The sequence below is a fragment of the Xanthomonas sontii genome (assembly GCF_040529055.1).
Taxonomy (GTDB): Bacteria; Pseudomonadota; Gammaproteobacteria; order Xanthomonadales; family Xanthomonadaceae; genus Xanthomonas_A; species Xanthomonas_A sontii.
This window is the reverse complement of record NZ_CP132342.1, coordinates 2,479,497-2,495,885: the sequence shown is the minus strand read 5'-3', so window position 1 is coordinate 2,495,885 and position 16,389 is coordinate 2,479,497. Positions and strand designations below refer to the sequence as shown.

At 68.5% G+C, this 16,389-nt stretch carries 20 protein-coding genes; 13 read left to right on the top strand and 7 right to left on the bottom strand.

Features of this window, described 5'->3' with window-relative positions; translation table 11 throughout:
• Nucleotides 1-117 precede the first annotated feature (117 nt).
• From hda to RAB70_RS10450, 3 genes are read right to left on the bottom strand one after another with little or no spacing between them, the layout of a single operon-like run.
• Nucleotides 118-837, bottom strand: a complete 720-nt coding sequence (gene hda, locus RAB70_RS10460; protein ID WP_148829369.1) for a DnaA regulatory inactivator Hda — start codon at nt 835-837, stop codon at nt 118-120.
• Nucleotides 834-2,003: an AI-2E family transporter gene (locus RAB70_RS10455; protein WP_017909199.1), complete on the bottom strand. Its 1,170-nt coding sequence runs from the start codon at nt 2,001-2,003 to the stop codon at nt 834-836. The genes hda and RAB70_RS10455 overlap by 4 nt, the downstream gene beginning before the upstream one ends.
• Complete coding sequence (locus RAB70_RS10450; protein ID WP_265531482.1) at nt 2,000-3,103, bottom strand: DUF2066 domain-containing protein; 1,104 nt, start codon at nt 3,101-3,103, stop codon at nt 2,000-2,002. Before RAB70_RS10450 ends, RAB70_RS10455 begins: the two co-directional genes overlap by 4 nt.
• Nucleotides 3,104-3,209: 106 nt before the next feature.
• Between RAB70_RS10450 and purM the strand changes: the two genes are divergently transcribed.
• The 6 genes from purM to RAB70_RS10420 all read left to right on the top strand — a co-directional run bounded on the left by purM (nt 3,210) and on the right by RAB70_RS10420 (nt 7,616).
• Complete coding sequence (gene purM, locus RAB70_RS10445; protein ID WP_148830730.1) at nt 3,210-4,268, top strand: phosphoribosylformylglycinamidine cyclo-ligase; 1,059 nt, start codon at nt 3,210-3,212, stop codon at nt 4,266-4,268.
• 5 nt (nt 4,269-4,273) lie between these two features.
• Entirely contained in the window at nt 4,274-4,903 is a 630-nt protein-coding gene (locus tag RAB70_RS10440; RefSeq protein ID WP_148829897.1) for a DUF2238 domain-containing protein, read from the top strand.
• An 8-nt stretch (nt 4,904-4,911) separates the two neighbouring features.
• A complete protein-coding gene (locus RAB70_RS10435) occupies nt 4,912-5,358 on the top strand; it encodes a hypothetical protein (protein WP_043095727.1) in 447 nt (148 codons plus the stop codon).
• Nucleotides 5,355-6,008: a phosphoribosylglycinamide formyltransferase gene (gene purN / locus RAB70_RS10430; protein ID WP_148830116.1), complete on the top strand. Its 654-nt coding sequence runs from the start codon at nt 5,355-5,357 to the stop codon at nt 6,006-6,008. Before RAB70_RS10435 ends, purN begins: the two co-directional genes overlap by 4 nt.
• Before the next feature lie 67 nt (nt 6,009-6,075).
• Nucleotides 6,076-6,930, top strand: a complete 855-nt coding sequence (locus RAB70_RS10425; RefSeq protein ID WP_152236575.1) for a DUF3108 domain-containing protein — start codon at nt 6,076-6,078, stop codon at nt 6,928-6,930.
• Nucleotides 6,931-6,932: 2 nt separating this feature from the next.
• Nucleotides 6,933-7,616: a DUF3108 domain-containing protein gene (locus RAB70_RS10420; RefSeq protein WP_017910671.1), complete on the top strand. Its 684-nt coding sequence runs from the start codon at nt 6,933-6,935 to the stop codon at nt 7,614-7,616.
• A gap of 362 nt (nt 7,617-7,978) precedes the next feature.
• Here the strand turns inward: RAB70_RS10420 and RAB70_RS10415 are convergent, their stop codons facing one another.
• The 3 genes from RAB70_RS10415 to RAB70_RS10405 are packed head-to-tail and all read right to left on the bottom strand — an operon-like array spanning nt 7,979 to nt 9,853.
• Nucleotides 7,979-8,293 carry an EF-hand domain-containing protein gene (locus RAB70_RS10415; RefSeq protein WP_148827761.1) on the bottom strand — a complete coding sequence of 105 codons (315 nt, stop codon included), beginning with the start codon at nt 8,291-8,293 and terminating at the stop codon, nt 7,979-7,981.
• Nucleotides 8,290-9,564, bottom strand: coding sequence for a UDP-N-acetylglucosamine 1-carboxyvinyltransferase (gene murA / locus RAB70_RS10410; protein ID WP_148827760.1), 1,275 nt, complete (start codon nt 9,562-9,564; stop codon nt 8,290-8,292). Before murA ends, RAB70_RS10415 begins: the two co-directional genes overlap by 4 nt.
• 46 nt (nt 9,565-9,610) lie before the next feature.
• The gene (locus tag RAB70_RS10405) at nt 9,611-9,853 is read right to left on the bottom strand and encodes a BolA family protein (RefSeq protein ID WP_017910668.1); all 243 of its coding nucleotides are present in this window, start codon (nt 9,851-9,853) and stop codon (nt 9,611-9,613) included.
• A gap of 52 nt (nt 9,854-9,905) precedes the next feature.
• Between RAB70_RS10405 and RAB70_RS10400 the strand changes: the two genes are divergently transcribed.
• From RAB70_RS10400 to lptB, 5 genes are all read left to right on the top strand, one after another.
• Nucleotides 9,906-10,907 carry a KpsF/GutQ family sugar-phosphate isomerase gene (locus RAB70_RS10400; RefSeq protein ID WP_148827759.1) on the top strand — a complete coding sequence of 334 codons (1,002 nt, stop codon included), beginning with the start codon at nt 9,906-9,908 and terminating at the stop codon, nt 10,905-10,907.
• Between the two features lie 88 nt (nt 10,908-10,995).
• Nucleotides 10,996-11,544: an HAD family hydrolase gene (locus tag RAB70_RS10395; protein ID WP_017910666.1), complete on the top strand. Its 549-nt coding sequence runs from the start codon at nt 10,996-10,998 to the stop codon at nt 11,542-11,544.
• On the top strand, nt 11,541-12,107 hold the full coding sequence (lptC, locus tag RAB70_RS10390; protein WP_148827758.1) for an LPS export ABC transporter periplasmic protein LptC: 567 nt from the start codon (nt 11,541-11,543) through the stop codon (nt 12,105-12,107). Before RAB70_RS10395 ends, lptC begins: the two co-directional genes overlap by 4 nt.
• The gene (lptA, locus tag RAB70_RS10385; RefSeq protein WP_148827757.1) at nt 12,085-12,678 is read left to right on the top strand and encodes a lipopolysaccharide transport periplasmic protein LptA; all 594 of its coding nucleotides are present in this window, start codon (nt 12,085-12,087) and stop codon (nt 12,676-12,678) included. Before lptC ends, lptA begins: the two co-directional genes overlap by 23 nt.
• The gene (gene lptB / locus RAB70_RS10380; protein WP_010344103.1) at nt 12,678-13,397 is read left to right on the top strand and encodes an LPS export ABC transporter ATP-binding protein; all 720 of its coding nucleotides are present in this window, start codon (nt 12,678-12,680) and stop codon (nt 13,395-13,397) included. Before lptA ends, lptB begins: the two co-directional genes overlap by 1 nt.
• A gap of 2 nt (nt 13,398-13,399) precedes the next feature.
• Here lptB and RAB70_RS10375 read toward each other — a convergent pair whose 3' ends face one another.
• Nucleotides 13,400-14,062, bottom strand: coding sequence for a hypothetical protein (locus RAB70_RS10375; RefSeq protein WP_148827756.1), 663 nt, complete (start codon nt 14,060-14,062; stop codon nt 13,400-13,402).
• A gap of 492 nt (nt 14,063-14,554) precedes the next feature.
• On the opposite strand from RAB70_RS10375, the gene RAB70_RS10370 reads away from it, so the two are divergent.
• Both RAB70_RS10370 and hpf read left to right on the top strand, forming a co-directional pair.
• Nucleotides 14,555-16,018 (top strand): RNA polymerase factor sigma-54, encoded by a 1,464-nt coding sequence (locus RAB70_RS10370; protein WP_148827755.1) that lies wholly within the window; start codon nt 14,555-14,557, stop codon nt 16,016-16,018.
• A gap of 47 nt (nt 16,019-16,065) precedes the next feature.
• A complete protein-coding gene (hpf, locus tag RAB70_RS10365; protein WP_010344105.1) occupies nt 16,066-16,383 on the top strand; it encodes a ribosome hibernation-promoting factor, HPF/YfiA family in 318 nt (105 codons plus the stop codon).
• Nucleotides 16,384-16,389 lie beyond the last annotated feature (6 nt).

Sequence of the window (16,389 nt, the reverse complement as noted above, 5' to 3'; positions counted from 1 at the left end):
GTCGTAGGTTCAAATCCTGCCCCCGCAACCATCTTTGTCTGCAGCGGCAACCAGTGCATCGATTGCAAGCTGCTTTTTGTTCTTCTGGCTTCTACTTACTGCTCCAGTCCTCGCGCTTCAGCTTTTACCCATTCCCGATTCCCCATTCCCGATTCCCACCCTCCGCAAAAACGGCACCGTCACCCGCCGCTGCGCCGCCAGCGATTCGCGGTCCAGGCGCTCCAGCAGGCCGATCAGGCCGGCCAGGTCGCGTCCGGCGTGGGTCAGCAGCCAGTCGATCGCCGCGTCTTCCAGCACCAGGCCGCGGCGCTGGGCGCGTTCGCGCAGCACCGCGGCGCGGCCGGCGTCGTCCAGCGGCGCCAGGGCGATGCGGGTGCACTGCGACAGCCGCGAGCGCAGGTCCGGCAGGCTGAGCGCCAGGCCGTCGGGCATGGCCTGCGCGGTGTACAGCAGGGTCACCCCGGCGCTGCGCGCACGGTTGTGGAAATCGAACAGCGCCACTTCGTCCTCGCGCTGCCCGGCGATCGCTTCCAGGCCGTCGAGGGCGACCAGATCGCGGCCCTCCAATGCTTCCAACGCATCGCACAGACGGCCGGCGGCGGCCTGCAGCGGCAGGTAGGCAGCGCTGCGCCCCGCCTGCTCGGTGGCCGCGCACAGCGCCAGGGCCAGGTGGGTCTTGCCGGTGCCGGCGGGGCCGGACAGGTACACCCAGTCGTCGGCGGCGCCGTCGGCGACCGCCTGCAGCTGCGCCAGCAGTCCGTCCGGCGCGCCCAGATAGCGGTCCAGGCGTTGCTCCGGCGGATAGCGCAGGGCCAACGGCAGTTGCGGCACGCTCACGGCTGGTCGGGGCTGCGCGGCGGCAGTTCGATGATGGTGGTGCGCTCGGTGACCGTATCCAGCAGGATCGCCGACTTCTCGCCCGCGTACAGGTCGCTCTGCCGGTACTGCTCGTGCAGGTAGTGCAGCAGCACGTTGGCCACCGCCGCCACCGGCAGCGCCAGCAGCATGCCGAGGAAACCGAACAGCTGGCCGCCGGCCATCACCGCGAAGATCACCGCCACCGGATGCAGGCCGATCTTGTCGCCGACGATGCGCGGGGTCAGCACGTAGCTTTCCAACAACTGGCCGACGGTGAACACCACGCCGACCAGGATCAGCAACTGCAGGTCGAAGCCCTTGGCCTGCACCAGTGCGGCCAGCACCGCCAGCAGGATGCCGGTGGTCGCGCCCAGGTACGGGATGAAGCTGATCAGGCCGGCGACGATGCCGATCAACAGGCCGAGCTTGAGACCAACCAGGGTCAGGCCGCCGGCGTAGATCACGCCCAGCGCCAGCATCACCAGGAACTGGCCGCGGATGAACGCGCCCAGCACCTCGTTGGACTGCTGCGCCAGGCGGGTGATGGTGCCGACGTGGTTGCGCGGGATGGTGGCGGCCACGCGCGCGACCAGCAGGTCCCAGTCGCGCAGGAAGTAGAAGGTCAGGATCGGCAGCAGCACCAGGTTGACCACCCAGGTCACCATCGCGAAGCCCGAGCGCGACAGGTAGCCGAAGAAGGTCGCGGCGACGCCGCCGGCCTGCTGCCAGTGCCCGCGGATCCAGTCGATCAGCCGCTCCGGATCCAGCCAGCCCATCAGCTCCAGCCCGGTCTTCTGCTCGGCCCACGGGATCGCGGTGCCGATGAACCAGTCGCGCGCCTGCGGCAGCACGTCGATGAAGGTGACGATCTGCCGCTCCAGCATCGGCACCAGGATCACCAGCGCCAGCACCAGCAGCAACACCATCAGCACGAACACCAGGGTCACCGCCATGTTGCGCGAGCGCCCGGCGCGCTCCAGGCGGTCCACCAACGGGTCGCCGAGCCAGCCGAGCAGCAGCGCCAGCACGAACGGGGTCAGGATCGGCGCCAGCAGCCACACCACCCACAGCACGCCGACGATCACCGCCGTCCATTTCAGGCGGCGCAGAAACAGCGCGATCTCGGCTTCGGGCGACAACGTCATTTCAGGCGGTACTCCGTCGGCTCGCTGTTGAGGATCACCGGACCCTCGACCGGCGCGACCACCGGCTGCAGCGCGCCGTCCGGGCCGAGCATGCGGTTCAGACCGGACACGCCGCTGAGCAGGTCCAGATCCAGCTCCAGGCGGTCGCCGTCGGCGCGGACCGGCACGATGCGCCGCACCACCGAGGCGTTCTGCAGCGCGGCGGAGGCGCGCAGGTAATCGTCGGCGCTGCGGATGCCGGTGATCACCACCCGGTAGATCCCGGCCGGGCCGGCGCTGACCGCCTTGGCATAACGCTTGACCAGGGCGTCGGCGGCGCCGTCGGCACCGCTGGCCATGGCGCGGCGCGCGTCGGCGTCGCTGGACGACCAGGTCGACAGCACCTTGCCGCTATCGACGAAGGTCCAGTCCGCGGTCCAGCCGCCGGCCTTGCCGCGGTACAGCTTGCCGATCAGTTGCATCGGCGGGCTGTAGCGCGACGAGGCGCTGGCCACCGCCGCGGTGTCCTGGCGCCAGATCGCGCCGGCCAGGGCCTGCTCGGCGGCGTTGCCGGTCGGCAGGCCGAGGCGGAAGCCACGCTCGATCGCGCGGTCGAGCAGGCTGCGCGCGGCGTTGGACTGCTGCACGCCGACCAGGCGCGGGCCGCTGCCGTCGTCGATGGCCAGCCACACCACCGGCTTGGGCCGCGGCTGCGGCCACACCGGCAGCCCCAGCGCCGCGGCCAGGCCGTCCACGTCCTGCGGGCGGAAGCGCGCCACCAGGATGGTGCGGAAGGTCGGCGCGCCGCTCGGCGAGGTGCCCTGGTCCTGGCGGTAGTCGAAGGTATCGACCAGATTCTTGGCGTTGCGCAGCGCCTGGGTCACCCCGGGCCGCGACATCACCCCCTTGTCGCCGGAGATCTTGCCCAGCACCGCGCCGAGCGCGCGGGACAGGGCACCGTTGCGGTCGGCCTCGCTCTGGCTGTTGACCGGCACCTCGGCATCGTAGGGGCCGGTGGCGCCGGCCACGTCGCCCTCGGTGCGCAGCTCGGCCTGGGCCAGGGCGGTCGCGGCGGGCAGGCACAGCGCGAAAGACAGGAGGAAGGCAAGGCTGCGGCGCATGAAGGGTCCAGTACTCGGCGTATCCGGGGCGAATTGTTGCCCGAATGCGGGCCTAGCGCCAATGCGGCCTGTTAAAATCGCCGCCTTTCCGCCGACCCCGCCGCCCGTGACCACTTCCCAGCCCCCCGCCGCCGCCCCGTTGACCTACCGCGACGCCGGCGTCGACATCGATGCCGGCAACGCCGTCGTCGAACGCATCAAGCCCCTGGTCAAGCGCAGTTTCCGCCCCGAAGTGATGGGCGGGCTGGGCGGCTTCGGCGCGCTGTTCGACCTGTCCGGCAAGTACCGCGAGCCGGTCCTGGTGTCCGGCACCGACGGCGTCGGCACCAAGCTGAAGCTGGCGCAGCAGCTCGGCCGCCACGACACCATCGGCATCGACCTGGTCGGCATGTGCGTCAACGACGTGCTGGTGCAGGGCGCCGAGCCGCTGTTCTTTCTGGACTACTTCGCCACCGGCAAGCTCGACGTGGAGACCACCGTGGCGGTGGTCGGCGGCATCGCCCGCGGCTGCGAACTGGCCGGCTGCGCGCTGATCGGCGGCGAGACCGCGGAAATGCCCGACATGTACCCGCCGGGCGAGTACGACCTGGCCGGCTTCACCGTCGGCGCGGTGGAGAAGTCGCAGCTGCTCGACGGCGCCCGGGTGCGCCAGGACGACGTGCTGATCGGCATCGCCTCCTCCGGCCCGCATTCCAACGGCTACTCGCTGATCCGCCGCATCTACGACCGCGCCGGGCGCCCGGCCGACCTGCAGGTCGGCGGCGTGGCCCTGGCCGACGCGCTGATGGCGCCGACCGCGCTGTACGTCAAGCCGATCCTGTCGCTGCTGCGCGAACAGGGCGAAGCCATCCATGCCATGGCGCACATCACCGGCGGCGGCCTGACCGAGAACATCATCCGCGTCATCCCGGACGGCCTGGGCCTGGACATCCGCGCCAGTGCCTGGACCCTGCCGCCGGTGTTCGAGTGGCTGCAGCGCGAAGGCGCGGTGGCCGACAGCGAGATGTGGCGCACCTTCAACTGCGGCATCGGTTTCGTGCTGGTCGCCGCGCCGGAGCAGGTGGCCGCGCTGGAGCGCAGCCTGGACACCCTGGGCCTGGCGCACTGGCAGATCGGCGCGGTGGTGGCCGCCGCGGACGCCGGCGAACGCGTGCACATCGGCTGAGCCGCATGGCGGCGGCCAAGCGCGCCTGGCTGACGCTGGCGCTGGCGGTGTTCGCCACCAGCTGGCTGCGGCCGCTGTGGCCGGCGGAACAGGCCATGCACAGCTCCCTGGCAGTGCTGGGCCTGGTCTGGCTGGTCTGGCACGACCGGCGCTGGCCGCTGCGCACCGGCCACTTCGCCGCCATCTGCCTCTTCATCAGCGTGCACAACGTCGCCGCGCACTGGCTCTACTCCAATGTGCCCTACGACCAGTGGCTGCGCGCGCTGACCGGTGGCTGGTCGCCGAGCGCGGCGTTCGGCTGGCAGCGCAATCACACCGACCGGCTGATCCACCTGCTGTTCGGGGCGTGCTTCGCGCCGGCACTGCGCGATCACGCGCGCCAGCGCTGGCCGGCGCTGTCGGCGCGGCAGGCCTTCGTTTTGGCGACGATGGCGATCATGTGCGTCAGCCTGGTCTACGAATGGCTGGAATGGCTGATCGCGCTACTGCTGTCGCCGGAGCAGGCCGAGTCCTACAACGGCCAGCAGGGCGATCCCTGGGATGCGCACATGGACATGCTGCTGGCCACGCTGGGCTGCGCCAGCGCCTGGCCGTGGCGGCGCACCCCGCGCCCGCTTCCCTCCACCCCGCGCTGAGACCGACGATGTCGCTGCCACCGCCTCTTCCCGCCCCCGGCGGCCATGCCGCCGATGTGGTGCGTGCCACCTCCGACCTGAACACCCTGGCGACGCTGTATGCCGTCATGGCGGGGCTGCAGGTCGTCGTGGTGCTGCTGGTGGGCGCTTTGCTGGCCTACGGCGTGCACGAGGAGGCGCAGCTCAACGCCGTCGGCCAGAGCCCGGACCAGGCGCAGAGCGGCGTCATTGCGATCGTGATGCTGTCGATCCTGCTCGGCTTCGGCCTGCTCGCGCTGCTGCTCAAGGTGCTGGTTGCGCGCGCCTTGCGCCACCGCCGCCAGTTGGGGCTGTGCTACGCCGGCGCCGTGATCACCTGCTTCGGCTTCCCGCTGGGCACCGCGCTGGGCATCGCCACCTTGCTGACGCTGCAACGCCCCGCGGTGGACGCCCTGTTCCGGAATCCTGTCCGATGACGCTTCGCCTCGCTGTCCTCGCCTCCGGGCGCGGCTCCAACCTGCAGGCCATCCTCGCCGCGATCGCCGCCGGCACCCTCGATGCCGAGGTGGTCGGCGTGTTCGGCGATCGTCCGGAGGCGCCGGCGCTGGCGATGGTGGCGCCGGACCGGCGCTGGTCGGCGCGGCCCAAGGACTTCCCCGATCGCGTCGCCTTCGAGCAGGCGCTGGGCGACGCGGTCGCCGCGGCACGGCCGGACTGGGTGGTCTGCGCCGGCTACATGCGCATTCTCGGCGCCAGCTTCGTGCAGCGCTTCGGCGGGCGCCTACTCAACATCCACCCCTCGCTGCTGCCCAAGTACCGCGGCCTGCACACCCATGCCCAGGCCTTGGCGGCCGGCGACGCCGAACACGGCGCCAGCGTGCATTTCGTGGTGCCGGAACTGGACGCCGGCGCGGTGATCGCGCAGGTGCGGGTGCCGGTGCAGCCCGGCGACGGTCCCGACGACCTGGCGCAGCGCCTGCTGCCGCGCGAACACCGGCTGCTGTGCGCGGTGCTGCGGCTGGCCGTGGCGGGCCGCCTGTCTGAACGGGACGGCAAGGTCTGGCTGGACGGTCAGTGCCGGTTTAGTCCGCTGCGCCTAGATTGCGACGACGTGCTGCTTCCCTGAATGCGCTGCCGCACCTTCCGCGGCTCCTCCCTCCCCCTCTTCCCTCCCGCTCACGCCAGCCGATCCCATGAAGCTCGCTCCGCGTCCGTTCGCCTTCCTCGTCGCGTCCGGCCTCGGCCTGCTGGCGCCCATCGTCGCTGCGCAGGTCGCGCCGGCGCCCGCCGCGCAGCCGGCGCCGCAGACCGCCCCCGCCCCGACCGCGCCCGCCACCGGCGCACCTGCACCTGCACCTGCCGCGGCGCCGGCGCTGCCGGCGGAGGCCTGGACGCCGCCGCCGCTGCAGCCCTTCGTCGCCACCTACGATGCCCTGTACAAGGGCAAGCCGGCCGGCGACGCGCGCATGGACGTGGTGCATACCGGCGGCGACCAGTGGCGGGTCGACCTGGGCGTGCATGGCCGCAGCGGCTTCGCCAGCATCCTCGGCCTGAACATCGAGCAGAGCACGGTGTTCACCGTGCAGGACGGCCGCTACGTCCCGCAAAGCCAGAGCACGGTCAAGAAGGCGGTGTTCTTCGGCAAGAAGGTCACCGGCGTGTACGACTGGAAACAGGGCGTGGCGCGCTGGGACGGCGACCTGAAGAAGGACCGGCAGGCGCCGATCCCGCTGCAGCCCGGCGACCAGAGCGCGCTGCTGCTCAACCTCTCGCTGATGCGCGACGCGCAGCCCGGCAAGACCATGACCTACCGCTTCGTCGACGTCGGCCGGGTACGCGAACATGTGTACCGCGCCGCCGACCAGACCGAGACCGTGCAGGTCGGCGACATCAGCTACGACGCATTGCGGGTGTCGCGCACCAATGGCGGCCGCAATGAGACCATCCTGTGGATCGCCAACGGCGTGCCGACGCCGGTGCGCATCCTGCAGCGCGAGGACGGCGAAGACCGCATCGACCTGCGCCTGACCGAATACCAAGGAGCCTGACCATGACCCGCATCGCCCGCCCGCTGACCGCCCTCGCCGCCGCCCTGCTGGCCACGGCGAGCCTGCCCGCCCTGGCCCTGGAGCCGTTCACCGCGGACTACCAGGCCAGCTACATGGGCATGCAGGCCAACGGCGTGATGACCCTGGCCAAGCAAGGCGCCGACCGCTGGCGCTACAGCCTGGCGATCAAGAACCAGGTCGCCGACCTCAGCCAGAGCACCGTGTTCGAGGAAAAGGGCGGGCAGCTGCGTCCGCTCAGCAGCGACGACCGCTCGGTGTTCCTGATCAAGAAGAAGGCGGTGACCGCCAACTACGACTGGAGCACCGGCCAGGCGACCTGGGGCGGCGACCTCAAGGCCGACCGCCGCGGCCCGGTGAAGCTGCAGCCGGGCGACATGGACGCGCTGCTGATCAACCTGGCGATCGCGCGCGACGTCAACGCCGGCAAGACCCCGAGCTACCGCATGGTCGACGAGGGCCGCGCCAAGCCGATGACCTACCGCGTCGCCGGCAAGGAAGCGGTCACCGTCAACGGCAAGACCGAGCAGGCGACCAAGGTCAGCCGCACCGACGGCTCCAAGGAAATCATCGCCTGGATCGTGCCGGACATGCCGGTGCCGGTGCGCATCCTGCAGCGCGAGAACGGCCAGGACGCGCTGGACCTGACGATCAAGGCGTTGCGCTGAGAAGCCGGGATTGGGGAATGGGGATTGGGGAATCGTGAAAGCGGCTTCGCCGCGGGAATTGGGAATCGGGAGTGGGGAATCGTGAAAGCGGTTCCCCGTGCGTGATCGTTCCCGTGTGAGGGCTGGGATTGGGGAATCGCAACAGCAACTCCCTGCCCGTGGTGCTTCCCATGTGGGAGGAGCTTCAGCCCCGACGCGCGGATGCGAATCGTCTTGCGGAAACCAGTTGGCGACTTGCAGCAGACCCTCAAGCGGCGCGCGTTGACTCCTATCCACGGCACATGGACCGTGACGACAGACGGGCCTTTCTGTACAGCACTCCTCACGCGGGCGCCGCCCAGTCAGCGCCCTGCCCCACGCCGTTACTTCTTCTCCGCCGGGGCGGCCTTGAAGGTGGTGCGGCAATCCACGCGGATCTGGGCGCCGCTGCTGCGCCAGTAGAACGTGCTGCATTCGCGCGGGCCGGTCTGGGTGCGGCTGACGCCGACCGCGTAGAACGACTGCCAGATCTCGTCGCGGGTGACCTGGCCATCGCCGTTCCAGTCCATGTCGCGCTCCTCGATGCCCTGGGTGATGGCGATGCCGGTGTACCAGGCATAGCCGACCCAGGCCAGCAGCACCGCCACGATCGCCAGCAACACCTTGCGCCGGCGGCTGAAGCGGCCGCTGAGGATCATGCGACGCGCCGGATGGACGCGCCCAGCGCCCCCAGCTTCTCCTCGATGTTCTCGTACCCCCGGTCCAGGTGGTAGATGCGGTCGATGGTGGTGTCGCCGTCGGCGACCAGGCCGGCCAGGATCAGCGAGGCCGAGGCGCGCAGGTCGGTGGCCATCACCGGCGCGCCGCTGAGCCGCTCGGCGCCGCGCACGATCGCGGTGTGGCCTTCGATCTGGATGTCCGCGCCCAGGCGCAGCAGTTCGTTGACGTGCATGAAACGGTTCTCGAAGATCGTTTCGTTGATCACGCCGACGCCGTCGGCCACGCAGTTGAGGGCCATGAACTGCGCCTGCATGTCGGTGGGGAACGCCGGATACGGCGCGGTGGTCAGGCTGACCGCGCGCGGGCGCTTGCCGTGCATGTCCAGGCGGATCCAGTCCTCGCCGGTCTCGATACTGGCGCCGGCCTCGGTGAGCTTGTCCAGCACCGCGTCGAGGGTGTCGGCGCGCGCGCGGCGCACGGTCACGCTGCCGCCGGTCATCGCCGCGGCGACCAGGAAGGTGCCGGTCTCGATGCGGTCCGGCAGCACCGCGTGGCGGCCGCCGGACAGGCGCTCCACGCCGTGCACGACGATGCGCGAGGTGCCGGCGCCTTCGATCTTCGCGCCGAGCGCGATCAGGCAGTCGGCCAGGTCGCTGACCTCCGGCTCCATTGCCGCGTTCTCCAGCACGGTGGTGCCCTCGGCCAGGGCCGCGGCCATCAGCACGTTCTCGGTGCCGGTGACACTGACCATGTCGAACACGTAGCGGCCGCCCTTGAGCCGGCCGTTGCTGCTGGCCTTGATGTAGCCGTTCTCGACGCTGATCTCCGCGCCCAGCGCCTGCAGGCCCTTGATGTGCTGGTCGACCGGCCGCGAGCCGATCGCGCAACCGCCCGGCAGCGACACTTCGGCCGCACCGAACTTGGCCAGCAGCGGGCCCAGCACCAGGATCGAGGCGCGCATGGTGCGCACCAGCTCGTACGGGGCGACGTGCTGGTGGACCTTGCGCGGGTCGACGGTGATCGCGCTGCCGCGCGACAGCGTGCCTTCGTCGATGGTGACTTCCGCGCCCAGCTCGCCGAGCAGCTTCACCGTGGTGATCACGTCGTGCAGCTGCGGCACGTTGGTGATCTCCACCGGCGCATCGGCCAGCAGGGTTGCGCAGAGGATCGGCAGCACGGCGTTCTTGGCGCCGGAAATGTTCACTTCACCGTGCAGCGCGTTGCCGCCGGTCACTACGATTTTGGCCATGGGTCTCGTGGGGGAATTGAAAGGGGAGAAACGGGCGCGCGGCGGCTCAGCCGGCGGCGCGCCCGGCCTGCTCGGGGGTCAGGGTGGTCAGGGCCAGCGCGTGGATCGCCCCGCCCATCAGCTCGCCCAGGGTGGCGTAGACCATACGGTGGCGGGCCAGCGGCAGCTTGCCGGCGAAGGCGGCGCTGACCACGGTGGCCTCGAAGTGCACGCCGTCGTCGCCCTGCACCTGCACCTGCGCGTCCGGCAGGCCGGCCTCGATGAGTTTACGGATGGTTTCGGCGTCCACCGGGCTTTCCTAATAAAATGATCGGCCATTCTACCCTCCGACCGGCACCCGCATGGATGTATCGCCCCTGTCTCCCACGACGCCCGACGACGCCGGCCTGGTCGCCAGCGGCCGTCGCGTGGTCGAGATCGAGCAGGCCGCGCTGGCGGCGGTCGGCGCGCGCATCGGCGCCGAGTTCGCGGCCGCCTGCCGGCTGATCCTGGGTTCGCGCGGGCGCGTGGTCGCCACCGGCATGGGCAAGTCCGGCCATGTGGCGCGCAAGATCGCCGCCACCCTCGCCTCCACCGGCACCCCGGCGTTCTTCGTGCACCCTGGCGAGGCCGGGCATGGCGACCTGGGCATGATCACCGACGCCGATGTGGTCCTGGCGCTGTCCTACTCCGGCGAGTCCGACGAGATCCTGATGCTGCTGCCGGTGCTCAAGCGCCAGGGCAACGCGGTGATCGCGATGACCGGGCGCGCGCAATCCACGCTGGCGCGCGAGGCCGACCTGCACCTGGACGTCAGCGTGCCGGCCGAGGCCTGCCCGCTGGACCTGGCGCCGACCTCCAGCACCACCGCCTCGCTGGCGCTGGGCGATGCGCTGGCGGTGGCGCTGCTGGACGCGCGCGGCTTCACCGCCGACGACTTCGCCCGCTCGCACCCGGCCGGCAGCCTCGGCCGCCGCCTGCTGCTGCACATCACCGACGTCATGCATCGCGGCAACGAACTGCCCAAGGTCCGCGAGGACGCCAGCCTCAGCGAGGCGCTGGTGGAGATGAGCCGCAAGCGCCTGGGCATGACCGCGGTGGTGGACGCCGACGACCGCCTGCTCGGGCTGTTCACCGACGGGGACCTGCGCCGCGCCCTGGACAGCGCGCTGGACGTGCGCCAGACCCGCATCGCCGAGGTGATGACCCGGCAGCCGCGCACCATCGGCGCCGACCAGCTCGCCGCCGAGGCCGCACGGTTGATGGAAACCCACCACATCAATGGCCTGATCGTGGTCGACACGGCCGGCCGCGCGGTCGGCGCGCTCAACATTCACGACCTGTTGCGCGCCAGAGTGGTTTAACAGGCTGAACCCGTTCACTGCCCGCGGTGCCCCACGCCGCTGGCCCTGGCCGCTGGAAAGCCGGCCTCCCCGCCCCGATATCCCGAGCATGCCCTATTCCCCGCTGGCCGACCTTCCCGCCGACCTGATCGACCGCGCCGCCCGGATCCGCCTGGCGTGCTTCGACGTCGACGGCACGCTGACCGACGGCCGCCTGTATTACGACCGCGACGGCAACGAGAGCAAAGCCTTCAACGTGCTCGACGGCCAAGGCCTGGTGCAGTTGCGCCGGCACGGCATCGACGTGGCGCTGATCACCGCGCGGCCCAGCCTGGCCGCGGAGAAGCGCGGCCAGGAACTGGGCCTGCTGGTGCAGATCGGGGTCAAGGACAAGCGCGCCGGGGTGCAGGCGCTGTGCGACGAGCGCGGCATCGGCCTGGAGCAGGTCTGCTTCATGGGCGACGACCTGCCCGACCTGGCGCCGCTGCGCGTGGTCGGCCTGGCGGTGGCACCGGCCAACGCCCATCCCTGGACCGCCGAACACGTGCACTGGACCACCCGCGCCCGCGGCGGCGAAGGCGCCGCCCGCGAACTGTGCGACGTGCTGCTGGCGGCGCAAGGCCACGTCCCGTCCCTGCTGCAGGAGCATGGCGCATGAACTGGCGTACCACTCTCGGCGGCCTGCTGCTGGTCGGCGCCCTGATCAGCGGCTGGTCGGCCTGGAACCAGCGCAGCAAGCCCAGCCGCAATCCGTCCGACGAAGCCAGCGTGGACTACATCGCCCGCGACTTCGAGATCGTCAGCCTGGACAAGCAGGGCAAGGAAGCGATGACCCTGCGCGCGCCGCAGATGGAACGCAGCCGCACCGACCAGACCATGTCGATCGTGACTCCGCTGTTCCTGCTGCCCGACGCCAACGGCCAGCACTGGGAAATGCGCAGCAAGACCGGCTGGGTCAGCGCCAACGGCGACGAACTGCGCCTGCGCGACGACGTCGCCGGCGACAGCCCCAAGGTGCCCAGCATCCCGCCCACCACCTTCCGCACCCAGAGCCTGGACGTCTTCCCGCAGACCAACAGCGCACGCACCGCCGACCCGGTCACCATGACCCGGCCCGGTATGATGCAGACCGGCGTCGGCTTCCAGGTCGACTTGAAATCCCGGCAGTACAAGCTCCTTTCACAGGTCAAGTCCCGTTATGAACCAAATGCTGCCCGCTAAGCTCGCCCTGCTCGCCCTGCTGCTGCCGACCCTGGCGCTGGCCAAGTCGACCGACCGCAACCAGCCGATGGATATCAAGTCCGACGCGCAGGACGGCAACATGATGGCCGACGACGGCAAGGTCCGTTTCTTCGGCAATGTCGTCATCATCCAGGGCACGCTGGAGATCCATGCCGATACCGCCGACCTGTTCCGCAAGAACGGCGACATCGATCGCGTCGTGCTGACCGGCAAGCAGGCCACCCTGAAGCAGGAACTGGACGATGGCTCGCCGATGGACGCGGTCGCCGACAACATCGACTACAAGGTGCCCACCGACACGGTGATCCTCACCGGAAACTACCGCATGACCTCGCCCAAGGGCACCAACGCCGGCCAGCGCATGGTCTACAACACCAAGACCGGCGACATGCAGGGCGGCGGCGACGGCACCCGCGTGCACACGGTGATCCAACCGAAGAACGCTGGCGCTGCTCCGGCCGGCACGCCTGCGAACGGCGCGAAGCCTGCCGCCAAACCGGCCGCGACGCCAGCCAAGCCGGCCAAGCCTGCGAAACAAGGAGGCCAGTGATGCTGCTCGCCGAAGGCCTGCGCAAGCGCTACAAGCAGCGCGAAGTGGTGCGTGATTTTGCGCTGACCCTGGAGGCCGGCGAAGTGGTCGGCCTGCTCGGCCCCAACGGTGCCGGCAAGACCACCTGCTTCTACATGATCGTCGGCCTGGTCGACGCCGATGCCGGGCGTATCGTGCTCGACGGCAACGACATCACCGCGCTGCCGATGTACAAGCGCGCCAAGCTCGGCGTCGGCTACCTGCCGCAGGAACCGTCGGTATTCCGCAAGCTCAGCGTCGCCGACAACATCCGCCTGGTGCTGGAGCTGCGCGAGGACCTGGATGCCGCCGGACAGGAACGCGAACTGGTGGCGCTGCTGGACGAACTGCAGATCAGCCACGTCGCCGACCAGCTCGGCGCCAGCCTCTCCGGCGGCGAGCGCCGTCGCTGCGAGATCGCCCGCGCGCTGGCCGCCAAGCCGCGGCTGATGCTGCTCGACGAGCCCTTCGCCGGCGTCGACCCGATCTCGGTCGGCGAAATCCAGCGCATCGTCACCCACCTCAAGCAGCGCGGCATCGGCGTGCTCATCACCGACCACAACGTGCGCGAAACCTTGGGAATCTGCGACCGGGCGTATATCCTCAACGAGGGCAGCGTGTTGGCGCAGGGCTCCCCGGAAATGCTTCTTGCAAATTCAGAGGTAAGACGAGTTTACCTCGGCGAAACATTCAAGCTGTGATTTTAGTTTGAGGATATTGCATTGACCTTAGGGTCGGTGGAAAAAACAAACCTTTTTTCCACCACCCCTCCAACGACCTCAGACGTTTCCAGCAAACCATAAGCCGGAGTAGGAGGGCCAAAAATCCCAGAAACAAGACCCTCATCGTCTTTATTTCCAGACATATTTACCTTACCAACGCAGACAGATGTGCCACACTCAAAATCGATACCACTGACGTCATTGCGCGCTGCAAGCTTCTCTTTCATCGCAGATAGATAAATTTTCTTTAACTCCTGAGCCTCCGGATCGCCGGCATACTTACCCGCGAAACCACGAAGCAGAGCCGGAAAATTATCTCTATCGAGAAGCTTCTTGGCCTTGCTTAAAGACAGAGCATCGCCAGAGAGTAAAGAACTCTCCCCAATCGGAGCTTCGGCTCCACTCACCTTATTCGCACCATCAGCATCAGCAAGCACATCGCCCTTGACTAAAGAGTCACCAGAGGCGTTAGCCACCGATCTAGCGGAATTACTTTCCGCCACCTTGTCCTTATCAGCGGGCAGCGCAACACCCCCGTCTCCAGCTCTACCAACCATCTTTCCGATGCGAGAGGACCCAAAAAAATAGAAACCCACCACAAAAAGAAGTGCGATGGAACAGAAAATAACAAGCACCTTTTTCATCGCACCCCCAATTAGAACATTTGTATTGACACCTCATTCGGAAGCGCAATTACCGTTATATCAATTTCCGGGCTTGGGAGTGCCGGGAGTACTAAATCTCATAGTGACTTGGCCGCCGCAACAATCAGCGACTTGAAAACTTCCACCACTAATAGTAACGACACAGCTATTAGTACAGCTGTAGTTGACCCCATTAATAGCAACCGAATCTGCGAATGCGGCCGCTGTGACCGCAAGCAATAACACGCCAGTGAATTTCTTAACAAAAGCTGGCACGGCCATGATAACAAACTCCTTTTTGTACTAGCCTATTGGTTATCCGCGAAAGCTCCATTGCAAAGCTGACGCTCGTGATACATATCACACCAATCAATTCAACGTCAACACAAATGTCAAACACCGTTACAGCAGTACCCTACCGCCGAGCGCACGTAACTTCTCCGAGACAACGCTAAGATTCAGAACCGCTTCACTGCTGAGTACACACGAAGGATGAAAGCACGGCTGCAGACATCGCTGGGACAGCACCTGGTCATGACGCCGCAGTTGCGGCAGGCGATCAAGCTGTTGCAGATGTCCAGCGCCGAACTGGAGGTGGAGATCGCCGAGGCGGTGGAGAGCAATCCGCTGCTGGAATGGTCCGAGGACGCCGCACCGGCGTTCGAACGCAGCGAAGGCGCCGACCACGGCCTTGACCGCGACCACGCGGCGGGCGAGACACGTAGCGACGGCGATGGCGACCGCGGCGAAGCCACGCAGAACGCCGACGGCGCCGACTGGGCCGACGCCGAGCCGGCCTGGGCCGGCGGCAGCGGCGGGTCGTTCGACGACGACGACCTGGGCAGCGCGGCCGAGCGCGTGGCCGAGCCGGATACCCTGATCGATCACCTGCTGTGGCAGTTGCACCTGTCGCCGCTGTCGGCGCGCGACCGCAGCATCGGCGCGGCGCTGATCGACGCCTTGGACGACGACGGCTATCTGCGCGAGCCGCTGGCCGCGATCGCCGAGACGCTGCGCCCGGACATCGCCGCCGAGGAGGACGAGATCCTCACCGTGCTGCACCAGATCCAGCGCTTCGACCCGGCCGGCATCGCCGCGCGCAGCCTGGGCGAATGCCTGACCCTGCAATTGGACACCCTGCCCGAGGACACGCCGGGCCTGGCCCTGGCCCGCACCATCGCCAACGGTCCGCTGGAGCGGCTGCCGCGCAGCGGCGTGGCCGGGCTGGCCCACGAACTCAAGCGTCCGGCGGCGGAGGTCGACACCGCGGTCGCGCTGCTGCGCTCGCTGGACCCGCGCCCGGGCAAGCAGATCGGCGAGCTGGGCAGCGACACCTACGTGGTACCGGACTGCGTGGTCTGGCGCCAGCGCGGGGTCTGGCATGCGGCGCTGTCCGCGCACGCCCAGCCCAAGGTCACCATCCACCGCGGCTACGAGCGGCTGATCCGCCAGTGCGGCGAAAGCGACGCCGGCTATCTGCGCGGGCAACTGCAGGAAGCGCGCTGGCTGCTGAAGAGCCTGGAGGCGCGCGGCGAGACCCTGCTCAAGGTGACCCGGTGCCTGCTCAAGCAGCAGGCCGGCTTCCTGGAGTTCGGCGAACAGGCGCTGCGGCCGCTGACCCTGCGCGAGATCGCCGGCGAACTGGGCCTGCACGAGAGCACCATCTCGCGCGCCATCGCCCGCAAGTACGTGCGCACCCCGCGCGGCACTATCCCGCTGCGCGCCTTCTTCGCCTCGGGCATCGACACCGACAGCGGCGGCGAGGCGTCCAGCACGGCGATCCAGGCGATGATCCGGCGGCTGATCGAGGCGGAAAATCCGCGCAAGCCGCTTTCTGACGCCAAGCTGGCCGACCTGCTGAAAAGTGCCGGCGTGCCTGTAGCGCGCCGCACCGTAGCGAAGTATCGTGAGGCCATGAACATTTCCGCCTCCCACGAACGCGTTCGAATCGGCTAGCGGCGGCGATGGTTCATAGGTGTGAAACCCGAACCAAGGAGTATCCGATGCGTATCGAGACCTACGGCCAGCAGATCGAAGTCACCCCCGCCCTGCGCGAGTATGTGGAGACCAAGCTGCAACGGCTGAAGCGACACTACGAGGAAACCATCGAGGTCCGCGCCCAGCTGGCGCTGCGCAAGCCCGACCACCACGTCGAGGCCACCGTCAACGTCCCCGGCCGCACCCTGCACGCCGACGCCAGCGCGCAGACCATGTACGCGGCGATCGACCTGCTCGCCGACAAGCTGGACCGGCTGATCATCAAGCACAAGGAAAAGAAGCACGACCACCATGCGGCCGAGGTGCGCGACAATCTCGCGTGATCCTCC